Raw genomic sequence first — 24996 nt, 5'->3', positions numbered from 1 at the left:
TCGCACCTCTGATCTCAGGAGGTGCAAACCAATGCCGGAGTGCGCATGCCCAACGATTTCCTTTCCTTCTTCCTGTCCTGGATGTCGTCCCCGCGTCGTGTCGGCGCAGTCGCGCCGTCGGGCGCGGCGCTCGCCGATCTCATCACGCGCGAGATCAGCGCATCGACTGGGCCGATTCTCGAGCTCGGGCCCGGCACCGGCGCATTCACCTACAAGCTGCTCAAACGCGGCGTCCGGCCGCAGGATCTCACGCTGATCGAATACGGCTCCGACTTCATGAAGCTCCTGCAAGTGCGCTTTCCCGGGGCGCGCGTGCTGTGGATGGACGCGGCACGGCTTGCGAGCGAGCGCCTCTACGATGGCGCCCCCGTCGGCGCAGTCGTGAGCGGGCTGCCGCTGCTCAACATGTCGAGGCGCAAGGTCATCTCGATCCTCAGCGGCGCGTTCAGCTATCTCCGCCCGGGCGGCGCCTTCTACCAGTTCACCTATGGCATGAGCTGCCCGGTGCCGCGGCCCCTGCTCGACCGGCTGGGCCTGCGCGCAAAGCTCGTGGATCGCGCCTTGCTGAACGTGCCACCTGCCGCCGTCTACAGGCTGACGCGGCGACCACAGATGAAGCTGATCACGGGATCGCTTGCGCCTGAACCGTCAGCGCGGGTCGCCTTGGCGCCGATGCATCACGCGCGCGACCACTCCGCCGCGCGCTGAGCGGTCAGACCAGCCGGCTCTGCACCATCGCCGCCTGAATGAACGACGCGAACAGCGGATGCGGCTCGAACGGCCGCGACTTCAGCTCGGGGTGGAACTGGACACCGATGAACCAGGGATGATCCTCGTACTCGACGATTTCAGGCAGCACGCCGTCGGGCGAAAGCCCCGAGAATTTCAGGCCGTGCTGCTCGAGGCGATCCTTGTAGGCGGTGTTGACCTCGTAGCGATGGCGGTGACGCTCGGAGATCTCGGTCGCGCCGCCATAGACCTGCGAAACCCGGCTGCCGCGATTGAGCGCGGCGGGATAGGCGCCCAGCCGCATCGTGCCGCCGAGGTCGCCGGCCTGCGAGCGCTTCTCGAGCTCGTTGCCGCGCAGCCATTCCGTCATCAGGCCAACCAGCGGCTCCTTGGTGGGACCGAACTCGGTGGAGTTGGCGTCCTCGATGCCGACGAGGTTTCGCGCGGCCTCGATCACCGCCATCTGCATGCCGAAGCAGATGCCGAAATACGGAACGTCGCGCTCGCGTGCGAACTGCGCCGCCCTGATCTTTCCTTCCGCGCCACGCTGGCCGAAACCGCCGGGCACAAGGATGCCGTTGACGTGCTCGAGGAACGGCGCCGGATCCTCCTTCTCGAAGATCTCGCTCTCGATCCAGTCGAGATTGACCTTCACCTTGTTGGCAATGCCGCCATGCGAGAGCGCCTCGATCAGCGACTTATACGCATCCTTCATGCCGGTATACTTGCCGACGATGGCGATGGTGACGTTGCCTTCGGGGTTGCGGATGCGCTCGTTGATCTCCTGCCAGCTGCGCAGCTCCGGCGGAATGCGCGAGGCGATGCCGAAGGCCGCGAGCACTTCGTCGTCGAGACCCGCATTGTGATAGGCCTCAGGCACGGCGTAGATGTTGTCGACGTCGCGCGCCTCGATCACGGCGCTTTCGCGCACGTTGCAGAACAGCCCGAGCTTGCGCCGCTCCTCCTTCGGGATCTCGCGGTCGGTGCGGCAGAGCAGGATGTCCGGCTGGATGCCGATCGAGCGCAGCTCCTTCACCGAGTGCTGCGTCGGCTTGGTCTTGAGCTCACCGGCGCTCGGGATATAGGGCAGCAGCGTGAGGTGGATGTAGACGGCATGATCGCGCGGCAGCTCGTTCTTGAGCTGGCGGATCGCCTCGAAGAACGGCAGGCCCTCGATGTCGCCGACGGTGCCGCCGATCTCGACCAGCACGAAGTCGTAATCGTCATTGCCGTCGAGGACGAATTCCTTGATGGCGTTGGTGACGTGCGGAACCACCTGGATGGTCGCGCCGAGATAGTCGCCGCGGCGCTCCTTGGAGATGATGTCCTGGTAGATGCGCCCCGTCGTGATGTTGTCGGCCTTGGTCGCCGGCCGCCCGGTGAAGCGCTCGTAGTGACCGAGATCGAGATCGGTCTCCGCGCCGTCGTCGGTCACGAATACTTCGCCGTGCTGGTACGGCGACATCGTTCCGGGATCGAGGTTGAGATAGGGGTCGAGCTTGCGGAGGCGGACCTTGTAGCCCCGGGCCTGCAGCAGGGCACCGAGTGCCGCTGAAGCCAAACCCTTGCCGAGCGAAGAAACCACGCCGCCGGTGATGAATATGTACCGCGCCATGGGACTTAACCTCTAATCCCCTAAATTCGATTCGCCAAAGCGATTCGTATTCCGCCCCAAAAGATTTTGCGGGCTGTGGGTGAGCCAGAACTAACAGTGGTGACAGTGCCTTGATGGGGATTTTTGATGCAGGACGGTAGCAGCCGGCCTGCATGGCCCCCCTGCTTTATTGCGAACGCGGCACCTGCGGACCAGACGGCGCCTGGTTCTGCTGCTCGTCGGCCTTCTTCAGCGAATCCAGGATGCCGCCCGAGGTCGGCGGCGCGATCGGCGATCCGCCGGCCGGCTGGGTCTGCGACGCAGGCGCGCCAATGATCGATGACGGCTTGCGGTCGTAGCCGGCGTACCAGGACAGGAACAGACTGGTGAGAAAGAAGCCGACGGCCAGGATCGCGGTGGTCCGCGTCAAAAGGTTCGCAGTGCCGCGGCTCGACATGAAGCCGGCGCCTCCGCCCATGCCGAGCCCGCCGCCTTCCGACTTCTGGAGCAGGACGGTGCCGATCATGACGGCGACGATCATGAGGTGGATGACGATGACAACGGTCTGCATAATATCCTTCCGTCACAAGCGGACGGCGCCTGACGGCGGCCGATCGCGCTTCGCGGTTTTCCTGAAGTTGCGCGGTGTTACACGATCGGGAGGGGTATTGCCACCCCCGATCGGATCCGAACCCAACGGTTTGAACGAGCCGGGCAGCGCTTAGTTAGGACAGCCTTTGGCGATCGCAAGGAAGTCGGCTGCTTTCAGGCTGGCGCCGCCGACCAGCGCGCCGTTGACGTTTTTCACCGCCATCAGTTCGGCCGCATTCGAGGGCTTGACCGATCCGCCGTAGAGGATGCGCATTCCGGCACCTTCGGCTTTGAACCGGGAGATCAGGAATTCCCGGATAAAGCCATGAATCTGCTCGACATCCTTGGCTGTCGGCGTCAGCCCGGTGCCGATCGCCCAGACCGGTTCGTAGGCCACAACCAGATTGGCTGCGGTGGAACCGTCTGGCAGTGAGCCGTCGAGCTGGCCACGCAGGATGTCCAGGGTTTGGCCGGCATCGCGCTGGCCTTGCGTCTCGCCGATACAGACGATCGCCGTCGCCCCAGCGCGCCAGGCGGCTTCGGCCTTCTGGCGGACCAGAGCGTCGCCCTCGCCGTGATCGGCGCGGCGCTCGGAATGGCCGACGATGATGGCGGTTGCGCCGGCATCCACCAGCATTTCGGCGGCGACATCACCGGTATGGGCGCCGGAGGCCTTGGGATGGCAGTCTTGGGCCCCCACCGCGACCTTTTTGCCGCGCGCCTTGTCGGCGAAGGCGGCGACCAGGGTCGCCGGCGGGCAAACCATCAGGTCGGCCTTGCCAGCTACGTCTGCCGCACCGTTGAGCATGGCGTCGAATTCGGCAGCCTGGGCTTTCAGCCCGTTCATTTTCCAGTTGCCGGTAATCAGCGGTCGGATGGCGTCGGTCATGTCAGGGTCCAGCGAAATGAGGTTTGTCGATGCGCTAGCAGAGCTGTCGCGGCAGTTCCAGATTCTTGTTTTGACGCGTTTTCTTGAAGCGGACCGGGTCGACTTCGCTGAAAAACGCTTTGGGGCCTTTAACCGCAGTCTCGAGCAGCCGCGTGAGGCGAGGTTGCGGGGGGAAAGCCGCCACTTTATGATGAACTATCAATTTGGTGACGCGCTTTTGCGGAATCTGCATTAAGACGCGCTCCGTTCCCCTCCTGACCAAACAAGTTGGACCAAATGCTTCGAGGAATGCGCAAGGCCTCATCAAACTGGCTCGGCAAGACCATCATGGCCATCGTGATGGGCGTGTTGATCATCAGTTTCGGCGTTTGGGGCATCGCCGACATCTTCAAAGGCTTCGGGCAGTCCACGGTGGCCAAGGTCGGCAGCACGGAGATTTCGCTCAACGAGTTCCGCCAGATCTACACCGACCGCCTGCAGCAGATCAGCCGCCAGTTCGGCCGGCCGTTGACGCCCGACCAGGCCCGCGCCTTCGGCCTCGATCGCCAGGTGCTGCAGCAGACCATCGCGGAAGCCGCCCTCGACGAAGAGGCGCGCCGGCTCGGGCTCGGCCAGACCGACGACCAGATCCGCCAGGTCATCATGAACGATCCCAACTTCAAAGGCGTCGGCGGCAATTTCGATGCGAACCGCTTCCAGGCCGTGATCCGCAATTTCGGCTATACCGAGCAGCGCTACGTCACCGAGCAACGCAAGGTGTCGCTGCGCCGCCAGATCACCGGCACGATCGGCGCCGGCCTTGAGCCGTCGAAGGCCATGATCGACGTGCTGACGCGCTTCCAGAACGAGCAGCGCGCCATTGAATTCGTCAAGCTCGACGCCGCGCAGGCGGGCACCATCGACGCGCCCTCGCCCGAAGCCCTCGCCACCTATTTCGAGGATCACAAGGTCCAGTTCCGCGCGCCCGAATACCGCAAGATCGCCTTCGTCGTGATCTCGCCGGAAGACATCGGCAAATGGACCGAGGTCTCCGACGACGACGCCAAGAAGGTGTTCGAGCAGCGCAAGGACCAGCTTGGCACCCCGGAGAAGCGACAAATCCAGCAGATCGTGTTTCCGAGCGTCGCCGAAGCGCAAGCCGCACGCGAACGTCTCGTCGGCGGGCTCTCGTTCGAAGACCTCGGCAAGGAGCGAGGGCTGAGCGCCTCCGACATCGACCTCGGGCTCGTGACCAAGTCTTCGCTCACTCCCGCGGTCGGCGATGCCGCCTTCTCGCTTCCTGCCGGCGAAATCAGCCAGCCGATCCAGAGCGGACTTGGCGTTGCGATCGTCAAGGTCGACAAGATCGAGCCGGGCAAGGAGGCGGACTACGCCAGCGTTGCCGGCGAAATCAAACGCGAGATCGCCACCGAACGGGCCCGCGTCAAGGTCGCAGATCTCCGCGACAAGATGGAAGACGAGCGTGGCGGCGGCTCCAGCGTGATCGACGCGGCGCAGAAGCTCGGCCTCACCGCCGTGACCATCGACGCCGTCGACCGTTCCGGCCGCGCCCCGAACGGCCAGCCGGTCGCCAGCATCCCGCAGGGTCTCGACGTGGTGTCGCAAGCCTTCAACACCGACGTCGGTGTCGACAACGACGCAATCTCGTTCAAGGGCGGCTATGTCTGGTATGACGTGCTCGCCATCACGCCCTCGCGCGACCGCAATCTCGACGAGGTCCGCGACCAGGTCGAGGCGCGCTGGCGCCAGGACCAGATCGCGGCCAGGCTGAAGGCCAAGGCGACGGAAATGGTGCAGAAGCTCGAAGCAGGCGGCAAGCTCGCTGACGAGGCCGCCGCTGTTGGCGCCAAGGTCGAGACCGCGACCGGCTTCAAGCGCGACGACTCGCCCGCCGGCGTGCCCGCCACCGTCGTGTCGGCTGCGTTCCGCACCGCCAAGGACGGCGTCGGACAGACGGCCGTGAGCGGCGGCAGCGAGGTCATCGTCTTCCGCGTCACCGACATCGTCGATCCCGCGGTCGATGTTGCCTCCGACGCGGTCAAGAAGCTGAAGGAGAGCCTCGACCGGGCCCTGACCGAGGAGCAGGTCGCCTCCTACGTCAACAAGCTCGAGACCGACATCGGAACCACCATCAATCAGGCCGCCTTCGCGCAGGTGACCGGCGCGAACCAGTGAGTTGAAAGCACGCGATGGACGACCTGAAATCGATCATTGGAAAAGTGGCGACCGGCGCCAGCCTGTCGCGTGACGAAGCCGCTTCCGCCTTCGACGCCATGATGTCGGGCGAGGCCACGCCGTCGCAGATGGGCGGCCTGTTGATGGCGCTCCGCGTGCGCGGTGAGACCGTGGACGAGATCACGGGCGCCGTCTCCGCCATGCGCTCCAAGATGCTGACCGTGACGGCGCCGCCCGATGCCGTCGACATCGTCGGCACCGGCGGCGACGGCTCCGGCTCGGTCAACGTCTCGACCTGCGCCTCCTTCATCGTCTCGGGCGCCGGCGTGCCGGTCGCCAAGCACGGCAACCGCGCGCTGTCGTCGCGCTCGGGCGCCGCAGACGTGCTGGCCTCGCTCGGGGTGAAGATCGACCTGAAGCCGGGGCAGGTCGGACGCTGCGTGCGCGAATGCGGCATCGGCTTCATGTTCGCTCCCGCCCACCACCCCGCGATGAAGAACGTCGGCCCGACCCGGGTCGAGCTTGCCACGCGCACGATCTTCAACCTGCTCGGCCCTCTGTCCAATCCGGCCGGCGTGAAGCGGCAGATGGTCGGCGTGTTCTCCAGGCAATGGGTGCAGCCGCTGGCGCAGGTGCTGAAGAACCTCGGCTCGGAATCCGCCTGGGTCGTGCATGGCTCCGACGGCCTCGACGAGATCACCCTCACCGGCCCGACCTTCGTCTCCGCACTCCACAATGGCGAGATCCGGAATTTCGAGGTGACGCCCGAGGAGGCCGGACTGTCGCGCTGCGAGGCCGGTGCGCTCAGGGGCGGTGACGCCGATGCCAATGCGATCGCGCTGCAAAGCGTGCTCGACGGCAAGCCGAGCCCCTATCGCGACGTCGCGCTGATCAATGCCGCGGCCGCGCTGGTCGTGGCCGGCCGCGCCAAGGACCTCAAGGAGGGCGTCGCGATCGGCGCCCGCTCAATCGACAGCGGCGCGGCCAACGCGAAGCTGAAGCACCTGGTCGCAGTCTCCAACAGCTGAACCGCGCATGCCCGACATCCTGACCAAGATCGAGACCTATAAGCGCGAGGAGATCGCGGCAGCGAAGCGGACACGTCCGCTCTCCGCCGTGGAGGCCCAAGCCAGGGCCGCATCCGCGCCGCGTGGTTTCCTCCGCGCGATCAAGAGCAAGGTTGCCAACGGCGACTACGCGCTGATCGCCGAGATCAAGAAGGCCTCGCCCTCCAAGGGTCTCATCCGCGCCGATTTCGACCCGCCGGCACTCGCAAGAGCCTATGAGGCGGGCGGCGCGGCCTGTCTGTCGGTGCTGACGGATACGCCCTCGTTCCAGGGCCATCTCGACTTCCTGGTGGCGGCGCGCGCGGCAACGTCGCTGCCGGTGCTGCGCAAGGATTTCATGTTCGACACCTATCAGGTCGTCGAGGCGCGCGCGCACGGTGCCGACTGCATTCTGATCATCATGGCCGCGCTCGATGATGCCGCCGCGAGGGATATCGAAGACGCCGCCGTCGCCTATGGCATGGACGTCCTGATCGAGATCCATGACCGCGCCGAGCTCGAGCGGGCGCTGAAGCTGCGGTCGCCGATGATCGGCGTCAACAACCGCAACCTCCGCACCTTCGAGACGACGCTTGCGACCAGCGAGGCGCTGGCGCCGCTGATCCCTCGGGACCGGCTGATGGTCGGCGAAAGCGGCATCTTCACGCCAGATGATCTCGCCCGGCTCGAGCGCGCCGGCATATCGACATTCCTGGTCGGTGAAAGCCTGATGCGGCAGGCCGACGTCACTGCGGCGACGCGCGCGCTGCTCGCGCGCAACACGACGGGCACACGCTGATATGGCGCGCAAGCCAGCGAAGACGAATCCGGCCAGGACGAATCCGGCCAAATCCAAGGCCGGCCCTGCCCTCACCCATATCGGCGCCTCCGGCGAGGCGCGGATGGTCGACGTCTCGGACAAGCCCGCGACCGAGCGACTTGCTGTCGCGGAAGGCCGCGTCATCATGACCAGGGCGACGCTCGACCTGATCGTATCCGGCAACGCCAAGAAAGGCGACGTGCTCGGCACCGCGCGCATCGCCGGCATCTTGGCCGCCAAGCGCACGTCGGAGCTGATCCCGCTCTGCCATCCGCTCGCGCTGTCGAAAGTGACGGTCGACATCGAGCCCGACGTGACATTGCCGGGCTGCCTCGTTCGGGCCAGCGTCAAGGTGACGGGCCCGACCGGCGTCGAGATGGAGGCCCTCACGGCCGTCTCGGTCGCCTGCCTCACCATCTACGACATGATCAAGGCGGTCGAGCGCGGCGTGCGCATCGAAGACATCCACCTGGTCGAGAAGCTCGGCGGCAAGTCCGGCCACTACCGCGCCTGAAACCGCTTGCTGCGGCGAACCGCCTCTCGCGCGACGCACATCGATTGCTTTTGAGCGCGGCCTTTCATGTTGCGTTAACCGCGCTTCCTAACTTTGCCTCCACACCGTTCCCGTAAACCAACGGATGTTTCCAGGGCCAAGAATTGATCCTGACGTGTGCCCGGCAATGATCCAGCATGATGACGAAATTCGGCAGTCGCCTCTTTGACCAAGCCTTCGTGCGCGGCGGACCGATCCGCTGGCTGGTGGTGGGCGGCACGCTGCTGATCGCGGCCATCGCCATCGGCTCTGTCCTGATGGCGCAGAATTTCCGCGAGCGGGCGCTGCGCAACTCCGGCCGCGAGCTGGAAAACACCGTGCTGCTGCTCACTCATCATTTCGATCAGCAGTTGCAGGATTTCGCGGTCATCCAGAAGGATTTCGTCGACCACGTCCGCTCGAGCGGAATCACGACCGGGGAAGACTATCGCAAGCGCCTTTCGGGCAAGGACGTCCACCGGATGCTGCGGTCGAAGATCGAGGCGCTGCCCGACATCGGCGGCGTCAACGTCACCGATGCCGAAGGCAATCTGATCAATTCGTCGACGACATGGCCGGCTCCCAAGGTGAACGTGGCCGATCGCGCCTACTTCCGCACGTTCAAATACGATCCCTTTTCGCCTGATGTCCTGATCGAGCCGCTGCATAGCCGCGTCTCGGGCGCATGGACCATCCTGGTGGCCCGCAAGATCGTCGGGCCAAGCGGCGAGTTCCTCGGTGTCGTCGGACGCGGGATCGAACCAGCCAACTTTGAAAAATTCTTCGCCTCGGTCGTGCTCGGCGCAGGCGCGACGATCTCGATGCTGCATCGCGACGGCACGCTGCTCGCCCGTTATCCCCATTCCAGCGAACTGACGGGACGTAATTTCAAGACCGGTCCGTTCGCCCATCAGAGGATTTTCGGCCTCGATCACTTCGCCGGCCGTTTCACGAGCCCCGTCGACGGCGAGGACCGGCTGATCTCGGCGCGTGCCCTGCCGCACTTCCCGATCCTGATGATGGCCAGCACGACGCGGGCGGCGGCCCTGGCTGACTGGCGCGAGCAGATCGGCATCCTGATCTCGGTCGCCGCCTCTTCCGCGCTCGCCATCGCAGGCGTGCTGATTGCGATTGTGCGCAAGCTGCTGGAGCAGCACCGCCTTTCGCGCGAACGGCTGACTCTGGAGAAGCAGCGGCTCGACCGCGCCGTCAACAACATGACGCAGGGCCTCCTGCTGTTCGACGCCGAGCAGCGGCTCGTGGTCTGCAACCAGCGCTATATCGAGATGTACGGATTGTCGGCCGAGATCGTGAAGCCCGGTTCCAGCTTCCACGACATCATCGCCCATCGCAGGGCAACCGGCTCGTTCACCGGCGACGTCGACGCTTATGTCGCGCTCGTGCTGAAGGACATCCATGTCCGCAATTCCATGGTGGTCGATACTTCCGACGGCCGCTCGATCCACATCCTCAACGAACCGCTCGCGGATGGCGGCTGGGTCGCGACCCATGAGGACATCACGGAGCGCCGTCGCATCGAGGAGCGCATCACCCACCTCGCCCATTACGACGCGCTGACGGACCTGCCCAACCGCACCATGTTCCACGAGCATCTGCGCGAAACGCTGGCCGCGGTCCGCGACGGCGAGCAGATCGCGGTGCATTACATCGACATCGACGAGTTCAAGGGCGTCAACGACGCGCTCGGCCATCTCGTCGGCGACGAGCTGTTGAAATCGGTAGCCGCGAGCCTCCAGCGCTGTACAGGCCCGGCGGACTTCGTGGCGCGACTCGGTGGCGACGAATTCGCGATCGTGCAGAGCGCGGTGATGTCGCCGGACCAGGTCGACGAACTCGTCGCGCGGGTCTTCGAAGCCATCCGCACGCCGTTCGACTGCATGGGCCATCATCTCACCACCGACGCCAGCATCGGCATTGCGCTTGCGCCGGAACACGGAACGGTGCTGGACCAGATCCTCAAGAATGCGGACATGGCGATGTACGCGGCGAAGTCCGCCGGACGCCGCACCTACCGCTTCTTCGAGCCGGACATGGACGCCAGGGTCCGCGAGCGCCGCCAGCTCGAGAGCGACCTGCGCCACGCCATCGCCCAAGGGGGGGTCGAAGGCGGGCTCGAGGTTCATTACCAGCCCTGCCTCAGCCTGAAGGATGACCGCATCACCGGCTGCGAGGCATTGGTGCGCTGGCGTCATCCCGAGCGCGGCATGGTCTCGCCGGCCGAATTCATCCCGATCGCCGAGGACACCGGCCTGATCAACGAGATCGGCGAATGGGTGCTGGCGACCGCCTGCCGGGATGCGGCCACCTGGCCCGACGACATCCGCCTCGCCGTCAACGTCTCGCCGGTGCAGTTCAAGAGCGGCACGCTGGCGCTGAAGATCATGGCGGCGCTCGCTGCGTCGAACCTGCCGGCGAGCCGGCTCGAGCTCGAGATCACCGAAGCAGTCCTGATCCGCGACGACGACGCCGCGCTCGCGATCCTGCACCAGCTCCGTGCCATCGGCGTACGCATCGCGCTCGACGATTTCGGCACCGGCTACTCATCCCTGAGCTATCTGCACCGTTTCCCCTTCGACAAGATCAAGATCGACCGCTGCTTCGTCGACGACATCGCCCGCCCCGACGGCTCCGCCAGCATCGTCCAGGCCGTCGTCAACCTGGCGACCTCCCGCCGCATGACCACCACAGCCGAAGGCGTCGAGACCGAGGAGCAGCGGCGCCTGCTTCGGACGCTCGGCTGCTCCGAGATGCAGGGCTATCTGTTCAGCGCCGCCAAGCCTGCTGACAAGATGCTGGAGCTGTTCGCGCTGCATCGCAGCCGGCTTGCCCGGCGCGAAGGCAGCGAGGGCCGCCGCCGCGAGGCCGGTTAGATCTTCCGCCGCGGATGGACGGGATGACTCCGAGGATGCCCCCAAAAAGAACTGCCCGGAAGTGGTCATCCACTCCCGGGCGGTCCGTATCTGGAGGTCGTCAGATCTAGTTCGGAACCGCAGCCTTCGATGCGGGTTTCGAAGCGACAGCATCATTCGCGGTCACGCCGTGGAGGAAGTCGTAAGCCGCATGCAGGGCCTTGTCGTCCTTCTCTTCCGGCGGGACATAGGACTGCGATCCGGTCTGCTCGGTGCCGTCGGCAGCCGACAGATGGCCGCGCATCTGGGATTCCGCCATGGTGTCCATCCGGCCCTTCAACTCGGGCGGCACGTCCTGCAGGATCTCGATGTCCGGCGCGATGCCCTGGGCCTGGATCGAGCGGCCCGATGGCGTGTAGTAGCGCGCCGTGGTCAGCGCCAGCGCGCCGTTGCCGGAGCCGAGCGGAATGATGGTCTGCACCGAGCCCTTGCCGAACGAGCGCGTGCCGATCAGTGTCGCGCGCTTGTGGTCGTGCAGCGCGCCGGCCACGATCTCCGAGGCCGAGGCCGATCCGCCGTTGATCAGGACCACGAGCGGCTTGCCCTTGGTGAGATCGCCACCATGCGCGGTGAAACGCTGAGTCTCTTCCGGATTGCGGCCGCGGGTCGAGACGACCTCGCCCCGCTGCAGGAAGGCGCTCGACACCGACACGGCCTGATCGAGCAGTCCGCCCGGATTGTTGCGCAGATCCATCACGTAGCCTGCGAGCTTCTCCGCCGGGACCTGCCGGGAGATCGACGCGATCGCCTTCTTCAGTCCGTCGGTGGTCTGCTCGTTGAAAGAGGTGACGCGGATATAGCCGATGTCGCCGTTCTCGACGTGGAAGCGCACCGGGCGCACATGGATGATTTCGCGCGTGATCGAAACGTCGAGCGGGGCGTCCGCGCCCTTGCGCACGATGGTGAGCTTGGTCTTGGTGTCGACCGGGCCCTTCATCTTGTTGACGGCCTGCTCGAGCGTCATGCCCTGCACCGCCTCGCCGTCGATCTTGCTGATGAGATCGCCGGACATGATGCCGGCCTTCGAGGCCGGCGTGTCGTCGATCGGCGAGACCACCTTGACGAGGCCATCCTCCATGGTGACCTCGATGCCGAGCCCCCCGAACTCGCCGGACGTGGTTTCCTGCATCTCGGTCCAGGCCTTGGCGTTCATGTAGCGCGAGTGCGGATCGAGCGAGGTCACCATGCCGGTGATCGCGCCCTCGATCAGCTTGGCGTTGTCGGGCTTCTCGACATAGCTGGCCTTGACCCGCTCGAACACCGCGCCGAACAAATTGAGCTGGGAATAGGCATCGTCCGCGGTCGCTGCTGCACGCGCCGCCCATACTCCGCTGTGCGGGCCGGCTACCAGAAGAGTCAGACACGCTCCGGTGAGCGCGCCGAGGGGGAACAGCAGGGTTTTCCGCATGGATCACGTAGCCTTTTGCTTGGCGGTTCTCTTCGGGTTGGGAGCGCCATGCACAGCAAATGGCGATCCAGCCCACTTCTCACAATACCATTCCGGTTTCTTCAAGGCCGGGATGCCACGCTGGCGGGTATACGAAGAAATCCCTTCGCCTTGGCCTAAACTTTTGGCAACGTTCCGAAACTGCTTCGCGCGAAGCGGAAACCGGTCGGTCCGCCCCCGCCTCGCAGCTATGCGATTTTAGGATGGTTTTGGAGGGCCGGACGCGATAGGCGATGACGATAAGACTTCAATTTCTCGGGAGGACAACAATGAACGAAGCGCCCCGCATCCGGACTGAAAGGAACGTCGAACTCGGCGCCAGCAACGAGCCGTTCCAGAACCTGCACGAGTTCATCCGGAAAGCGCGCGCCAACCTGAACCAGAACGCCTGGGACTACATCGTCGGCGCGGCCGAGACCGAGACCACGATGCGCCGCAACCGCATGGCGCTGGACGAGATCGCCTTCCGCCCGCGCGTGCTGCGCGATGTCCGCAAGGTCGACGGAGGGATTGATCAATTCGGCCGCAGGATGCGCCTGCCGGTGGTGCTCGCCCCGGTCGGCGCCCTTGAGATCTTCGATCCGGATGGCGCGGCAAGCGTGGCACGCGCCGCCGGCACTTTCGGTGCGGCGCACATGCTGAGCTCGGTGTCCGAGCCAGGACTGGAGAAGACCGCCGAAGCCGCACCCGACGCGCTGCGCCTCTATCAGCTTTATGTCCGCGGCGACGATGCCTTCGTCGCCGATGTCGTCAGCCGGGCCGAGAAGAACGCCTATGCCGCCTTCTGCCTGACCGTCGACACCGCCCATTACAGCCGTCGTGAACGCGACATCGCCAAGCGCTACGTTCGCGAGAGTCGTCTGCGCGCCACCGGCGGCGATTTCCAGAAGGGCCTGGAATGGCGGACCGTGAAGATGATCAAGGACAAGTTCAAAATACCGCTGATCCTCAAGGGCATTGCCACGGCAGAGGACGCGCTGATCGCGCTCGATCACGGAGTCGAGTGGATCTACGTCTCCAACCATGGCGGCCGCCAGCTCGACCACGGCCGCGGCGCCATGCATGTGCTGCCCGAGATTGTCGATGCCGTGAAGGGCCGCGCCAAGATCATGGTCGACGGCGGCTTCGGCCGCGGCACCGACATCGTCAAGGCGATCGCGGCGGGCGCGGACCTCGTCGGCATCGGGCGGCTGCAATGCTGGGCGCTGGCGGCGGCGGGCGAAGCCGGTGTCGCCCGGATGCTGGAGCTGCTCGAGGACGAGGTGCTGCGCTGCCTTGGCCTCCTGGGCGCCACCTCATTCGCCGAGGTCGATAAATCCTGCCTGCATCCGGCGACCGCCACCAGCGCGCCCAGCGTGTTCAGCGCATTCCCGCTGTTCGACCACGAGCCCTATCGCTACTGACTTGCCGATACTGAAGTGAAAAAGGACGCAATGACATCGCTCTCTCCCGGCAGCGCGGATGCGCTTCTGTTCGATCTCGGGCGCGTGGTGCTCGACATCGACTTCTCCAAGGCGATCACCTGCTGGGCGGGACATGCCGGCTGCGAGCCCGAGGCCATCGTCGCGCGCTATGTGCGTGACGAGGCCTACCGGCTGCACGAGATGGGCAAGATCAGCGACGAGGACTATTTCGCCTCGCTGCGCGCGTCGCTCGGAATCGGCATCTCGGACGCGCAGTTCCTGGAAGGCTGGAACGCGATCTTCGCAGGCGAGATGCCCGACATCGCCGAGCTGTTGCCGCGCGCGGCGAAGCAGATGCCGCTCTATGCCTTCTCCAACACCAATCGGCCGCATGTGGACTATTTCTCGAAGGAATATGCCGGCGTGCTCGGCCATTTCCGCGAGCTGTATCTGTCGTCCAGCATCGGCCTGCGCAAACCGGACGCGGAGGCGTTCGACCACGTCGTCGCCGCGATCGGCGTGCCGGCGGAGCGCATCGTATTCTTCGATGACCTCGCCGAGAACATCGAGGGCGCGCGGGCGCGCGGTCTGAACGCCGTGCATGTCACGTCGCCGGGCGACGTCGGGAACGCGTTGAGGGCGCTTGGCATCTGAATGCCAGGCAGTCGCCGCGACAGGTCACGCTCTGGGCCAAATTTGCAGGGAGGAGGAACCGGAGCCGCTCTGTGCATTTTTGTACGGAGTTCCGGGAACGGAATACCTCCCTTCGGACTCATGACTCCGTTGGGATTTCTACATCGGACGGATCGACGTGCTGGGCAAAACCTATCTCACCAAGCAGGCATCTCTCCTGCTCGAATTCGCAAGAACCACCTCGGATTCTGACCTTTCCGCCAAGCTGATCAGCAAAGCGGCCGACCTGAAATCTCTGGCTGATCCGCTACCCGACAAGGATCAAGGTCCCCAAGCTCCCGACGTCACACTGGACATCGGTCCGAGCGATCCGACAGGACGTTGACCGATGTTGGCCGCAGCGCTCGTCATTCTCGTCCTCGCCATGGCTATCCTCGTTCCGGCCTGTCTCGCCTTCCGCATCATGCCGCGGCGGACTTGAGCTCCCTCCTCCGCGACGGAAATCACGCCGGATAAATCATCCCGCGTGCTGCTTTGCCTCGCGCCTGCAGTCGGCTAGAACTCTCGCCAACGATTTGCAGGAGTTTCCGCCCGTGGCCCTGATGCCGGTTTCTGACGCGCTTGCCGCGGTGCTGGCGGATGCAGAGCCGCTGGCTGAAGAGATGGTCTCCCTCGATGAGGCCTACCATCGCGTCCTTGCGCGCGACGTCGCGGCGCGGCGCACGCAACCGCCGCAGGCCATGTCGGCCATGGACGGCTATGCCGTGCGCGCGGCTGACGCGCCAACGATCGATTCCCGGCTGACGGTCGTCGGTGAGGTCGCGGCCGGTCGTCCGTTCGCGGGAAGGGTCGGCCCTGGCGAAGCCGCGCGGATCTTCACCGGCGGCGTCGTTCCCGATGGCGCCGACGCGGTCGTGATCCAGGAGGACACGGTTGCCGACGGCAGGCAGATCACGATCAAGGAAGCCGCGATTCCCGGTCGGCACATCCGCCCCGCCGGCGTCGACTTCCGCGAGGGAGACGTGCTGCTCCGCAAGGGAAGCCGTCTCACCGAGCGCGATCTCGCGCTGGCTGCCGGAATGAATCACCCGCAGCTTGCCGTCTGCCGCCGTCCGAGGGTCGCGATCCTCGCCACCGGCGACGAGTTGGTGATGCCCGGCACCACGCCCGGACACGGCCAGATCGTCTATTCCAATGGCTATGCCCTGCAGGCGCTCGCCCGCAGCGAGGGCGCCGAGACCATCGACCTCGGCGTCGCCGCCGATACGCTGGAGGCCACTTCCGCCGGCATCCGTCGCGCCCGGGAGAGCGGCGCCGACATCCTGATCACGACCGGTGGTGCCTCGGTCGGCGACCACGACCTGGTCCAGCAGGCGCTCAAGGACGCAGGCATCTCGATGTCGTTCTGGAAGATCGCGATTCGGCCGGGCAAGCCGATGATGCACGGACGTCTCGGCGCAATGCGCGTGATCGGCCTGCCCGGCAATCCCGTGTCGTCTTACGTGTGCGCCTTCCTCTTTATGGTGCCGCTGATTCGCGCCCTGTCGGGCCGATCAGAGATTCATCATCGCCGCGAGCGCGCCGTGCTGGGCCGCGATCTCGGTGCCAATGACCAGCGCGAGGATTATCTGCGCGCGCGCCTGGAACAGCGTGACGACGGTACGCTCGTCGCTCTTCCCGTGAGCCATCAGGACTCCTCGCTGCTTGCGAATCTCGCGGCGGCGCAGGTACTTCTCGTGCGCGCACCGTTCGCGCCGAGGGCCGAGGCCGGCACGCCTTGCGAGGTGCTGCGCCTGCCCGCCTGAGCTGCACGGCCACACGCATCGCGCGAGCTTCGCCTTGTTCACCGTAAATTAAGCAGTTGCGGAACACATATCGAACATATAGTGTCCGTTCATGATTTGTTTCGAGGATGTAGCGGCTTGTCGCTGACTTCCTCGTCTCGGAATTGAACGACATCAACCGGGGGACTTTGGTCGAGATGTTGACGCGCAAACAATACGAGCTTCTGCGATTCATCAGCGAACGTCTGAAGGAAAGCGGCGTGCCGCCGTCCTTCGACGAGATGAAGGATGCGCTCGATCTGCGCTCGAAGTCAGGCATCCATCGCCTGATCACTGCGCTCGAGGAGCGCGGCTTCATCCGCCGCTTGCCCAACCGCGCCCGCGCCATCGAGGTGATCAAGCTGCCCGAGCTGCAGGCCGCCGCCGGCAGTCGCCGCGGCTTCACGCCGAGCGTCATCGAGGGCAATCTCGGCAAGGTCCGCGCGACCTCCAGCCCGCCTGTGGACGAGGGCGAGCGTCCCGTCGCAGTGCCCGTGATGGGCCGCATTGCGGCCGGCACACCGATCGAGGCGCTGCAGACCCGCAGCCACACCATCAGCGTGCCGCCCGACATGCTCGGCTCGGGTGAGCACTACGCGCTCGAAGTGCGCGGCGATTCGATGGTCGAGGCCGGCATCCTCGACGGCGACATGGCGCTGATCCAGCGCAACGAGAGCGCCGATACCGGCGACATCGTGGTGGCGCTGATCGACGACGAGGAAGCCACGCTCAAGCGCTTCCGCCGCCGCGGTGCCTCGATCGCGCTCGAGCCCGCCAATGCCGCTTACGAGGTCCGCATTCTTCCGCCGAACCGCGTGAAGATCCAGGGCAAGCTGATCGGGCTTTACCGCAAGTACTGAGCGGTCGTTCGATATCTATTGGAGCGGATCGCTACCCGCTCCGGCTGGATGGTTTTTCCGGTTCTGCTCAGATTGTCCGGCCCCCTCTTTCGGCGCCACATCCTCCACGCGCCGCACGACGCATCATCACGTCGCGGCCTGAGAGTGCGAGGACACGTAATGCGCCAGACTTGTCATGGACGATGTTGCGGCGCCGATCGCAGCATCGGCGACGTAAGCCGTCGCCATACAATCGCACCGCCATTCGGCAAGCGAGCGGCAATACTCAGGCTGCTGCGCCCGCGAGGCGCTGACACGCGCCTTCCGAATACACAGGCGCCGGTTTTGTTCCTATCGAAGCCGGGAAAGATAATGTGATCGTGGCATGCGGCGCTCAGCCGCAGATTTGCCTACAACGAAGCAGAGCGTTGCGTGCTTCCACCCTGATAGAGGCCTGCGCCTCCAAAAGAGGTGCGGGTTGCTATCTTCGCATGAGGAGCACCCGATGTGTGACTACAGCCTGCATGCTGTCGCGACACGCCCCGCCGAAGTCGGCGAGACGATCGTCACGACAACCTTCCGTGGCACCTCGACGCGCGGCTTCGCCTCCGAAGCCGATCTCTCCGTCGCGGTCTGCTTGCTGCCGGGAACGGAGCTCGCTTTCGCCGACAACGTCCGTTACGACAATCGCTGGATCTGGACGCGCACCGTGAACTCCCGCGTCGGCAAGTTCGGCAAGATCGACCCGCACATTCCCGATCGCCATCATGACGCGATCGAATTTCCCGACGGCAAATACGTGCTGGTGACACAGCTCGTCGAAGGCCAGCGCGCGACCGTGCTGCAACTGCCGGTGACCCAGCCGGTTGGCGAACGCGAGCACAAGCCGCAGATCGTCGCCGACACGCGGTCCACGATCACGCGCCTGCCGATCGGCTGACGTCGTCGCCCCCGGCCGATGGTCGTGGGCCTGGAATGAAATGCCATCGCCGGCCGAGGCCGGCGAGATGGTATGGTTTGCGTCCTGCGAAATCCCGACCGATCGACCTCCCCCGCATCGCTCCTCAATCGTCCGCCTGCAAGTCCGTCTCCGATGGCGTTGCGTCCCGGTTGCGGGGCACGGCCGTCTTCGGCGCAAGGCTGCCGTCGAAATCCCCCTCGCCGGCACCGGCCGGCAGCCAGGGGCGGCTTGTGCCCCGCGCCCTCACCGCCCGAACCGAGAATCCGTCACCGCTCTGCGTCAGAGCCAGCGCGCCCTGACTGGCGAGCCGCGGCCTGTCGACCACCATCGCCGCGCAATCGGGCGGCGTGGGCCGCGCCGTCACCACCAGCGCGGCGCGGCTGCAATCATCAGCCAGAGCGTCGATGCGCAACGCCAACGCGACAAGCCGTCCGTCCGCGAGCGGCGTCACGCAGCCGGACTCGTCACACGACACACCGTCGGCCAACGAGGCGCTGCCGGCATCGCGCGGATCGGCATCGGCGGCCAACCACTCCTTCAGCAGGAAGCCATCCTTGCTGGCGCGGATCACATGCAGCCGCCCGTCCCGGCCCCGCACGGCGACGCTCGCGCCATCCTCGGCAATCAGGATGTCGGGCTGCCCCACCGACATCGCCCAGAGTATCGCGGCAAGCAGCACCACGGCACCGGACCAGCGCAGAGGCGTGCGCAACAGCCCCATCACGATGATCCCGAGGCTCGCCGCGATCAGCGGCGCGATCCCGAACGCGGGAATGCGACCGACTGCACCGGGCAGTGCCGCCACCCAGCGCGAGACCGCGACCATCCACTCGATGCCGATCCCCATCAGCCACCAGAACGCACCGTCGAGCCCGAAGGGCGCTGCGAGCAGCCCCAGCAGCCCCGCCGGCATCACCAGCGCCGAGACCACCGGCATCGCGCCGAGATTGGCGAGCACGCCGTATGGCGTCACGCGGTGGAAGTGGAAGGCGGCATAGGGCGTGGTCGCAAGCCCCGCGATCAACGAGGCCAGGAACAGCATCGCGATCTCGCGGCCGCCCCACAGCGCGATCCGCGCAGTTGCGGAATGATCAGGCGATGCCAGCAGGTTCGGCATACCGATCTGCACCAGCGCCACCAGCCCGAGCGTTGCCGCAAAGGACATCTGAAAACTCGGATGAACCAGCGCCTCGGGCGCGACGGCGAGCACGATCAGCGCGGCCACCGCCAGCGTCCGGAACGTGATGGCGCGGCGATCGACCATCACGGCGATCAAAACCACCGCCGTCATGAAGAACGATCTCTGCGTCGCGACCTCGGCGCCGGACAGCAGCAGGTAGAACGCAGCCGCCACCATCGCCGCGGCCGCCGACCATTTCTTGATGGCAAAGCCGGCCGCCAGCCCCGGAATCAGCGCGAGGAGCGCGCGAACCGCGAAGAACACGACGCCGGCGACGACCGCCATGTGATAGCCGGAGATCGACAGCACATGGCCGAGCCCCGAGACGAACATCGCGTCGTTCACGGGCGCGGTGATCGCGTCGCGCCGCCCCGTCAGCAGCGCGGTCGCAATCGCGCGATTGTCGCCTTCGAGCGTCGCACGGATGCGTGCATCGATCGCATCGCGCAGGCCCTGCATGAAAGCCGCGTAGCGCAGCCGCGAGCCGACGGCATCCGGCGGCGGCGCGGCCGTGATCGCGCCCATCACGAAGCCGGAGGCGCCGATGCCCTGGAAGAACATGTCGCGCGAGAAATCGTAGCTGCCGGGGCGCACCGGCGAGATCGGCGGCAGCAGCCGCGCCTTCAATTGCACGAAGCTGCCGACCTCGGGCGCAGTGCCCTTGCGCACCGAAAGACGCACGCGGTCGAGCTTGACGTCACTGCGCTGCGCCTCCATCGCGCTCACGCGCAACACGAAGCGATCGGTGCGCTCGCGGATGTCGCGCGCCTCCACGAAACCGGACAGCGACACCGAATAAAGCGGCTTGGCCAGCACGGTGTGGGCGATACGCGCCGTCTTCCAGGTCGCGACGGCAAAACCGGCCGCGACCGCCGCGATCATGATCGCCGGGGCGAACAGCCGGCTCCGTCGCAGCAGGACCGCGCCAAGCGCGAGAACGGCCGCCATCGCCGCAACGACCCACAGCACCGGCTCATGATCGGCGGCGAAATACAGCGCGATGCCGCCGCCGAAGGCGACCGGCACCCACGGCAGCAGCCGGCCTGGGCCGACCTCGGCGCGAGCCCATTCGCGCAGAGTTCCGACGATTGCCGGCCAGATGCCAAAGCCCGCAGGCGCAAAGCCGCCGGCCGGTGCGGCACGGCCGACCGGCCACGTCCCCGCAACTCCCTGGGAGCGCACTGGCCGGCCCGCCTCCGCCATTCCCCTGCACCTTACGATACGCGACGGGTGCGGAGGCTACCGGAACGTGCGACCGGGCGAATAGCGGTACAGATCGGGAACAGGCGGCAGAGCGCCCTACTTTTCCTCTTCCATCGTCACCGCGACCGAGGCCTTGGCCGACAGCCGGACCTTGTTGCCCTCGACATCGGCAACGAGGCCCTTGTCGATGAAATGATGGTGACCCTTGTGGCTGCCCTCGCCGCTGTCCTTCTTGGTCAGCTTGATGCGGTTGCCCTCGACACGATCGACGGTGCCGACATGGACGCCGTCGGCGCCGATGACTTCCATATGCTCTGCGATGTTCTGCATGGTGGGATCCTTGCGTGGAGCCACCTCAACGCTCGGAGCGAGCTTCGGTTCGCATCCGTCCGTCATTCCGGGCGCGCAACTTGGCGCGAGCCCGGAATGAGCCTGACCAAGATACCACCAATCAGATCAGCGGCGCCTGCGACGAGGCGTGATGATTGACGATCTTCCAATCGCCGTCCTCGCGGATGAGGACCCAGCTCATCTTGACGACGAGATCGTCCCGCTCGCCAGCGAGATCGAACGAGATGGTCGCGGCCATGTTGATCAGATCGGGGCTGGCCTGCACCGCGTTCACCTCGGAGAAGGCCGCGTTCGGGTTACGCCAGCGCGGCAACCCATTGAAATAATCGGCGACGCCGTCCCTGCCCCGATAGAGTTTGGGGTTGGAGCCGAAGAAGAACGCGTTCGTCGAGTACAGCGATGACAGCGCCACGGCGTCGAGCTTGGCAAAGCCGGCGCACCATTTCGCGATGACGGCGGAAACGATGGCGTCGGCTTCGCTGCTCATTGCGCATCAACCTTTCGCGACTTCCTTCGCGAACGTGTCGCGCAGGCCGATGGTGCGCGAGAACACCGGCTTGCCGGGGGTCGAATCCTTGTCGCGCACGAAATAGCCCTGCCGCTCGAACTGCATCGGCGCGGTCGAATTGCTCTCCGCGACGGAAGCCTCGACCCGCGCATCGGAGAGGATCTCCAGCGAGTTCGGATTGAGATCGGCCGCGAAATTCGAGGCGTCCGGGCTCGGATTGGCGAACAGCTGGTTGTAGATGCGGATCTCCGCGGGCTTCGAAGTCGCCGCCGGCAGCCAGTGCATGGTCGCTTTGACCTTGCGGCCGTCGGGCGCGTTGCCGCCCCTGGTCGCGGGATCGTAGGTGCAGCGCAGCTCCACCACTTCGCCCTTATCGTTCTTGATCACGCCGGTGCACTTGACGAAATAGGCGTAGCGCAGCCGCACCTCGTTGCCCGGCGACAGGCGGAAGAACTTCTTCGGCGGGTTCTCCATGAAGTCGTCCTGCTCGATGTAGAGCTCGCGGCCGAACGTGATCTTGCGCGTGCCGGCGCTGGCGTCGTCGGGATGGTTGATCGCCTCGAGTTCCTCGGTCTGCCCTTCCGGATAGTTCTCGATCACGACCTTGAGCGGCCTCAAGACCGCCATGCGGCGCTGCGCCGTGCGGTTCAGCTCCTCGCGGATGCAGAATTCGAGCATGCCGACATCGACCACGCTGTTGGCTTTCGCAACGCCGATGCGCTTGACGAATTCGCGCAGCGCGGCCGGCGGCACGCCGCGGCGGCGCATGCCCGCCATGGTCGGCATGCGCGGATCGTCCCAGCCTGCGACATGGCCGTCGCGGACGAGCTGGGTCAGCACGCGCTTGGACAGCAGCGTGTAGGTCAGGTTCAGCCGCGCGAATTCGTACTGGTGCGGCTTGGACGGCACCGGCAGCTTCTCGATGAACCAGTCATAGAGCGGCCGGTGGTCCTCGAACTCCAGCGTGCAGATCGAATGCGTGATGCCTTCGATCGCGTCCGACTGGCCATGCGCATAATCGTAGCTCGGATAGATGCTCCACTTGGTGCCGGTGCGCGGATGATGCGCATGCAGGATTCGGTACAGCACGGGGTCGCGCAGGTTGATGTTGCCCGCGGCCATGTCGATCTTGGCCCGCAGCACGCGCGCGCCGTTCGGGAATTCGCCAGCCTTCATGCGGCGGAACAGGTCGAGGTTCTCGTCCACGCTGCGGTCGCGGAACGGCGAGTTCTTGCCGGGCTCGGTCAGCGTGCCGCGCGAGAGGCGGATCTCCTCCTGGGTCTGGTCGTCGACATAGGCGAGCCCGTCGCGGATCAGCTGCTCCGCCCATTCGTACAGGCGGTCGAAATAGTCCGAGGCGAAGAACAGGTTCTTGCCCCAGTCGAAGCCGAGCCAGCGCACGTCGGCCTGGATGGAGTCGATGTATTCCTGTTCCTCCTTGACCGGGTTGGTGTCGTCGAAGCGCAGATGGCAGCGGCCCGGAAACTCCTGGGCGATGCCGAAGTTGAGTGCGATCGACTTGGCGTGGCCGATGTGCAAATAGCCGTTCGGCTCCGGCGGGAACCGGGTCACGATCTCCTTGTACTTGCCCTGATCGAGGTCGGCCTGGATGATGTCACGAATGAAATCGCGCCCAACCTCAGTCGCCACCGGTTCTGTCATCACGAAAATCCTGTAGGGAAATCAGCGGCCCTTCTGCCAAATTCGCGTGGCTGAGCCAAGGCCTAGCATGTCCGCCGTCGGGCTTTAGTTATGCTCCGGTCCTGCTATACACCACCGCCTCCAATGCATAGGCCCTGCCAAGAATGACCGATTCCGTCGTCACCCGCTTCGCTCCCTCGCCGACCGGCTTCCTTCATATCGGGGGGGCCCGCACGGCGCTGTTCAACTGGCTCTATGCGAAGAAGCACGGCGGCAAGATGCTGCTCCGGATCGAGGACACCGACCGGGAGCGCTCCACCGAGGCCGCCATCACCGCCATCCTCGACGGCCTGAAATGGCTGGAGCTCGGCTGGGACGGCGAGGTCATCTACCAGTTCGCCCGCGCCGCCCGGCACCGCGAGGTCGCCGAGCAGCTGCTGGCCGACGGCAAGGCCTACCGCTGCTACGCCACGGCCGAGGAGCTCGCCGCCATGCGCGAGAAGGCGCGCGCCGAGGGGCGCACCCGCCTCTATGACGGCATGTGGCGCGATCGCGATCCCGCGACCGCCCCCGCCGACGTGAAGCCCACCATCCGCCTGCGCGCGCCCCAGACCGGCGAGACCGTGATCGAAGACCAGGTCCAGGGACGCGTGGTCTGGCAGAACGAGAACCTCGACGATCTCGTCCTGCTCCGAGGCGACGGCAACCCGACCTATATGCTCGCCGTGGTGGTCGACGACCACGACATGGGTGTCACCCATGTGATCCGCGGCGACGACCACCTGATCAACGCCGCGCGCCAGAAGCAGATCTACGATGCGATGGGCTGGGCGCTGCCCAGCATGTCCCACATCCCGCTGATTCATGGCCCGGACGGCTCGAAACTGTCCAAGCGCCATGGCGCGCTCGGTGTCGATGCCTACCGCGCCATGGGGTACCTGCCGGCTGCGCTGCGCAACTACCTCGTCCGGCTCGGCTGGAGCCACGGCGACCAGGAGATTTTCTCGACCGAGGAGATGATCGCGGCATTCGACCTCGCCAGCGTCGGCCGCGCCGCCGCCCGCTTCGATTTCGCAAAGCTGGAAAACCTCAACGGTCACTACATCCGCCATGCCGACGATCAAGCACTCGTGAAGATGTTCGAGGATGTGCTCGACCACGTGCCCGGACGCAACGAGCTCAAGGCCAAGTTGAACGACACCACGCGCGCACAGCTCCTCAAGGCCATGCCGGCCCTGAAAGAGCGCGCCAAGACTCTGATCGAGCTGATCGACGCCGCCAATTTCATCTTCGCCGACCGGCCACTGGAGCTCGATCCCAAAGCGCAAGCGCTGCTGACGCCCGAGAACCGCAAGCTGATCGGCCAGCTTCATTCCGCGCTGGAGAAAGTCGAGACGTGGAGCGGCGCAGCGACGGAGGCGGCGCTCCGCGCCTTTGCCGAGGAAAACAGTCTCAAGCTCGGCGCCGTTGCCCAGCCGCTGAGGGCGGCGCTCACCGGGCGGACGACGTCGCCTGGTATATTTGAGGTTTTGGACGTGCTGGGACGCCAGGAGAGCCTTGGCCGGCTCAAGGACCAGTCTACGACGTAAGTCGATCATGCGTGCGGCGATCTTGCAGCGCACACAGCAATAATATACCCATCTCCCCGTACATTCTGGAACTTCCGGCCTGCCCCCATGATCTTCCCAGGGGCCTCCGGCT

Annotated in this window: 22 protein-coding genes; 14 read left to right on the top strand and 8 right to left on the bottom strand. The window is 65.4% G+C overall.

All coding sequences use genetic code 11. The features are described from left to right. Positions 1 to 45 precede the first annotated feature (45 nt). Complete coding sequence (locus XH96_RS18890; protein WP_194393767.1) at positions 46 to 708, top strand: class I SAM-dependent methyltransferase; 663 nt, start codon at positions 46 to 48, stop codon at positions 706 to 708. Between the two features lie 4 nt (positions 709 to 712). Here XH96_RS18890 and XH96_RS18885 read toward each other — a convergent pair whose 3' ends face one another. The 3 genes from XH96_RS18885 to tpiA form a co-directional block, all read right to left on the bottom strand. Beyond that, entirely contained in the window at positions 713 to 2344 is a 1632-nt protein-coding gene (locus tag XH96_RS18885) for a CTP synthase (protein WP_194393766.1), read from the bottom strand. A 166-nt stretch (positions 2345 to 2510) separates the two neighbouring features. After that, positions 2511 to 2894, bottom strand: coding sequence for a preprotein translocase subunit SecG (secG, locus tag XH96_RS18880; RefSeq protein WP_028177609.1), 384 nt, complete (start codon positions 2892 to 2894; stop codon positions 2511 to 2513). A gap of 150 nt (positions 2895 to 3044) precedes the next feature. Then, positions 3045 to 3803, bottom strand: a complete 759-nt coding sequence (gene tpiA / locus XH96_RS18875) for a triose-phosphate isomerase (protein ID WP_194393765.1) — start codon at positions 3801 to 3803, stop codon at positions 3045 to 3047. Between the two features lie 16 nt (positions 3804 to 3819). Here tpiA and XH96_RS18870 point away from each other — a divergent pair, with 16 nt between their 5' ends. The 6 genes from XH96_RS18870 to XH96_RS18845 all read left to right on the top strand — a co-directional run bounded on the left by XH96_RS18870 (position 3820) and on the right by XH96_RS18845 (position 11267). Further along, complete coding sequence (locus XH96_RS18870; RefSeq protein ID WP_194393764.1) at positions 3820 to 4038, top strand: hypothetical protein; 219 nt, start codon at positions 3820 to 3822, stop codon at positions 4036 to 4038. Positions 4039 to 4079: 41 nt separating this feature from the next. Further along, positions 4080 to 5978 (top strand): SurA N-terminal domain-containing protein, encoded by a 1899-nt coding sequence (locus XH96_RS18865; RefSeq protein WP_194393763.1) that lies wholly within the window; start codon positions 4080 to 4082, stop codon positions 5976 to 5978. A gap of 14 nt (positions 5979 to 5992) precedes the next feature. Beyond that, positions 5993 to 7006: an anthranilate phosphoribosyltransferase gene (gene trpD, locus XH96_RS18860; protein WP_194393762.1), complete on the top strand. Its 1014-nt coding sequence runs from the start codon at positions 5993 to 5995 to the stop codon at positions 7004 to 7006. A gap of 7 nt (positions 7007 to 7013) precedes the next feature. Further along, positions 7014 to 7823, top strand: coding sequence for an indole-3-glycerol phosphate synthase TrpC (gene trpC, locus XH96_RS18855; protein WP_194393761.1), 810 nt, complete (start codon positions 7014 to 7016; stop codon positions 7821 to 7823). 1 nt (position 7824) lies between these two features. After that, the gene (moaC, locus tag XH96_RS18850; protein ID WP_194393760.1) at positions 7825 to 8358 is read left to right on the top strand and encodes a cyclic pyranopterin monophosphate synthase MoaC; all 534 of its coding nucleotides are present in this window, start codon (positions 7825 to 7827) and stop codon (positions 8356 to 8358) included. A 176-nt stretch (positions 8359 to 8534) separates the two neighbouring features. Further along, entirely contained in the window at positions 8535 to 11267 is a 2733-nt protein-coding gene (locus XH96_RS18845; protein ID WP_194393759.1) for an EAL domain-containing protein, read from the top strand. A 106-nt stretch (positions 11268 to 11373) separates the two neighbouring features. Here the strand turns inward: XH96_RS18845 and XH96_RS18840 are convergent, their stop codons facing one another. Further along, complete coding sequence (locus XH96_RS18840; RefSeq protein ID WP_194393758.1) at positions 11374 to 12714, bottom strand: S41 family peptidase; 1341 nt, start codon at positions 12712 to 12714, stop codon at positions 11374 to 11376. A gap of 308 nt (positions 12715 to 13022) precedes the next feature. Between XH96_RS18840 and XH96_RS18835 the strand changes: the two genes are divergently transcribed. The 6 genes from XH96_RS18835 (at position 13023) to XH96_RS18810 (ending at position 18391) form a co-directional block, all read left to right on the top strand. Further along, positions 13023 to 14156 carry an alpha-hydroxy acid oxidase gene (locus XH96_RS18835; protein WP_194393757.1) on the top strand — a complete coding sequence of 378 codons (1134 nt, stop codon included), beginning with the start codon at positions 13023 to 13025 and terminating at the stop codon, positions 14154 to 14156. 30 nt (positions 14157 to 14186) lie between these two features. Beyond that, entirely contained in the window at positions 14187 to 14810 is a 624-nt protein-coding gene (locus XH96_RS18830) for an HAD-IA family hydrolase (RefSeq protein WP_194393756.1), read from the top strand. A 157-nt stretch (positions 14811 to 14967) separates the two neighbouring features. Next, positions 14968 to 15174: a hypothetical protein gene (locus XH96_RS18825; protein WP_194393755.1), complete on the top strand. Its 207-nt coding sequence runs from the start codon at positions 14968 to 14970 to the stop codon at positions 15172 to 15174. Positions 15175 to 15382: 208 nt separating this feature from the next. After that, positions 15383 to 16594 (top strand): gephyrin-like molybdotransferase Glp, encoded by a 1212-nt coding sequence (glp, locus tag XH96_RS18820; protein ID WP_194393754.1) that lies wholly within the window; start codon positions 15383 to 15385, stop codon positions 16592 to 16594. Positions 16595 to 16770: 176 nt separating this feature from the next. Next, a complete protein-coding gene (lexA, locus tag XH96_RS18815; protein ID WP_028177622.1) occupies positions 16771 to 17472 on the top strand; it encodes a transcriptional repressor LexA in 702 nt (233 codons plus the stop codon). A gap of 484 nt (positions 17473 to 17956) precedes the next feature. Then, positions 17957 to 18391: a hypothetical protein gene (locus XH96_RS18810; protein WP_027574385.1), complete on the top strand. Its 435-nt coding sequence runs from the start codon at positions 17957 to 17959 to the stop codon at positions 18389 to 18391. A gap of 124 nt (positions 18392 to 18515) precedes the next feature. On the opposite strand, the gene XH96_RS18805 is transcribed toward XH96_RS18810, so the two are convergent. The 4 genes from XH96_RS18805 to XH96_RS18790 form a co-directional block, all read right to left on the bottom strand. Continuing rightward, entirely contained in the window at positions 18516 to 20795 is a 2280-nt protein-coding gene (locus XH96_RS18805; protein WP_194393753.1) for a ComEC/Rec2 family competence protein, read from the bottom strand. A gap of 96 nt (positions 20796 to 20891) precedes the next feature. Further along, complete coding sequence (locus XH96_RS18800; protein WP_024341296.1) at positions 20892 to 21125, bottom strand: DUF2171 domain-containing protein; 234 nt, start codon at positions 21123 to 21125, stop codon at positions 20892 to 20894. A 121-nt stretch (positions 21126 to 21246) separates the two neighbouring features. After that, on the bottom strand, positions 21247 to 21633 hold the full coding sequence (locus XH96_RS18795; protein ID WP_194393752.1) for a nuclear transport factor 2 family protein: 387 nt from the start codon (positions 21631 to 21633) through the stop codon (positions 21247 to 21249). Positions 21634 to 21639: 6 nt separating this feature from the next. Then, positions 21640 to 23316 (bottom strand): glutamine--tRNA ligase/YqeY domain fusion protein, encoded by a 1677-nt coding sequence (locus XH96_RS18790; RefSeq protein WP_194393751.1) that lies wholly within the window; start codon positions 23314 to 23316, stop codon positions 21640 to 21642. Positions 23317 to 23459: 143 nt separating this feature from the next. Between XH96_RS18790 and gltX the strand changes: the two genes are divergently transcribed. Continuing rightward, positions 23460 to 24884: a glutamate--tRNA ligase gene (gene gltX, locus XH96_RS18785; protein WP_194393750.1), complete on the top strand. Its 1425-nt coding sequence runs from the start codon at positions 23460 to 23462 to the stop codon at positions 24882 to 24884. Positions 24885 to 24996: the final 112 nt, after the last annotated feature.

Source organism: Bradyrhizobium sp. CCBAU 51765 (assembly GCF_015291725.1).
Classification (GTDB): Bacteria; Pseudomonadota; Alphaproteobacteria; order Rhizobiales; family Xanthobacteraceae; genus Bradyrhizobium; species Bradyrhizobium liaoningense.
This window is presented reverse-complemented; position numbering and strand designations above follow the sequence as displayed.

Excerpts from the sequence above, each read along its gene's own strand:
- XH96_RS18890 (WP_194393767.1), top strand. The coding sequence starts at position 46 with ATGCCCAACGATTTCCTTTCCTTCTTCCTGTCCTGGATGTCGTCCCCG.
- XH96_RS18885 (WP_194393766.1), bottom strand. The coding sequence starts at position 2,344 with ATGGCGCGGTACATATTCATCACCGGCGGCGTGGTTTCTTCGCTCGGC.
- secG (WP_028177609.1), bottom strand. The coding sequence starts at position 2,894 with ATGCAGACCGTTGTCATCGTCATCCACCTCATGATCGTCGCCGTCATG.
- tpiA (WP_194393765.1), bottom strand. The coding sequence starts at position 3,803 with ATGACCGACGCCATCCGACCGCTGATTACCGGCAACTGGAAAATGAAC.
- XH96_RS18870 (WP_194393764.1), top strand. The coding sequence starts at position 3,820 with ATGAGGTTTGTCGATGCGCTAGCAGAGCTGTCGCGGCAGTTCCAGATT.
- XH96_RS18865 (WP_194393763.1), top strand. The coding sequence starts at position 4,080 with ATGCTTCGAGGAATGCGCAAGGCCTCATCAAACTGGCTCGGCAAGACC.
- trpD (WP_194393762.1), top strand. The coding sequence starts at position 5,993 with ATGGACGACCTGAAATCGATCATTGGAAAAGTGGCGACCGGCGCCAGC.
- trpC (WP_194393761.1), top strand. The coding sequence starts at position 7,014 with ATGCCCGACATCCTGACCAAGATCGAGACCTATAAGCGCGAGGAGATC.
- moaC (WP_194393760.1), top strand. The coding sequence starts at position 7,825 with ATGGCGCGCAAGCCAGCGAAGACGAATCCGGCCAGGACGAATCCGGCC.
- XH96_RS18845 (WP_194393759.1), top strand. The coding sequence starts at position 8,535 with ATGATGACGAAATTCGGCAGTCGCCTCTTTGACCAAGCCTTCGTGCGC.
- XH96_RS18840 (WP_194393758.1), bottom strand. The coding sequence starts at position 12,714 with ATGCGGAAAACCCTGCTGTTCCCCCTCGGCGCGCTCACCGGAGCGTGT.
- XH96_RS18835 (WP_194393757.1), top strand. The coding sequence starts at position 13,023 with ATGAACGAAGCGCCCCGCATCCGGACTGAAAGGAACGTCGAACTCGGC.
- XH96_RS18830 (WP_194393756.1), top strand. The coding sequence starts at position 14,187 with ATGACATCGCTCTCTCCCGGCAGCGCGGATGCGCTTCTGTTCGATCTC.
- lexA (WP_028177622.1), top strand. The coding sequence starts at position 16,771 with ATGTTGACGCGCAAACAATACGAGCTTCTGCGATTCATCAGCGAACGT.
- XH96_RS18810 (WP_027574385.1), top strand. The coding sequence starts at position 17,957 with ATGTGTGACTACAGCCTGCATGCTGTCGCGACACGCCCCGCCGAAGTC.
- XH96_RS18805 (WP_194393753.1), bottom strand. The coding sequence starts at position 20,795 with ATGGCGGAGGCGGGCCGGCCAGTGCGCTCCCAGGGAGTTGCGGGGACG.
- XH96_RS18800 (WP_024341296.1), bottom strand. The coding sequence starts at position 21,125 with ATGCAGAACATCGCAGAGCATATGGAAGTCATCGGCGCCGACGGCGTC.
- XH96_RS18795 (WP_194393752.1), bottom strand. The coding sequence starts at position 21,633 with ATGAGCAGCGAAGCCGACGCCATCGTTTCCGCCGTCATCGCGAAATGG.
- XH96_RS18790 (WP_194393751.1), bottom strand. The coding sequence starts at position 23,316 with ATGACAGAACCGGTGGCGACTGAGGTTGGGCGCGATTTCATTCGTGAC.
- gltX (WP_194393750.1), top strand. The coding sequence starts at position 23,460 with ATGACCGATTCCGTCGTCACCCGCTTCGCTCCCTCGCCGACCGGCTTC.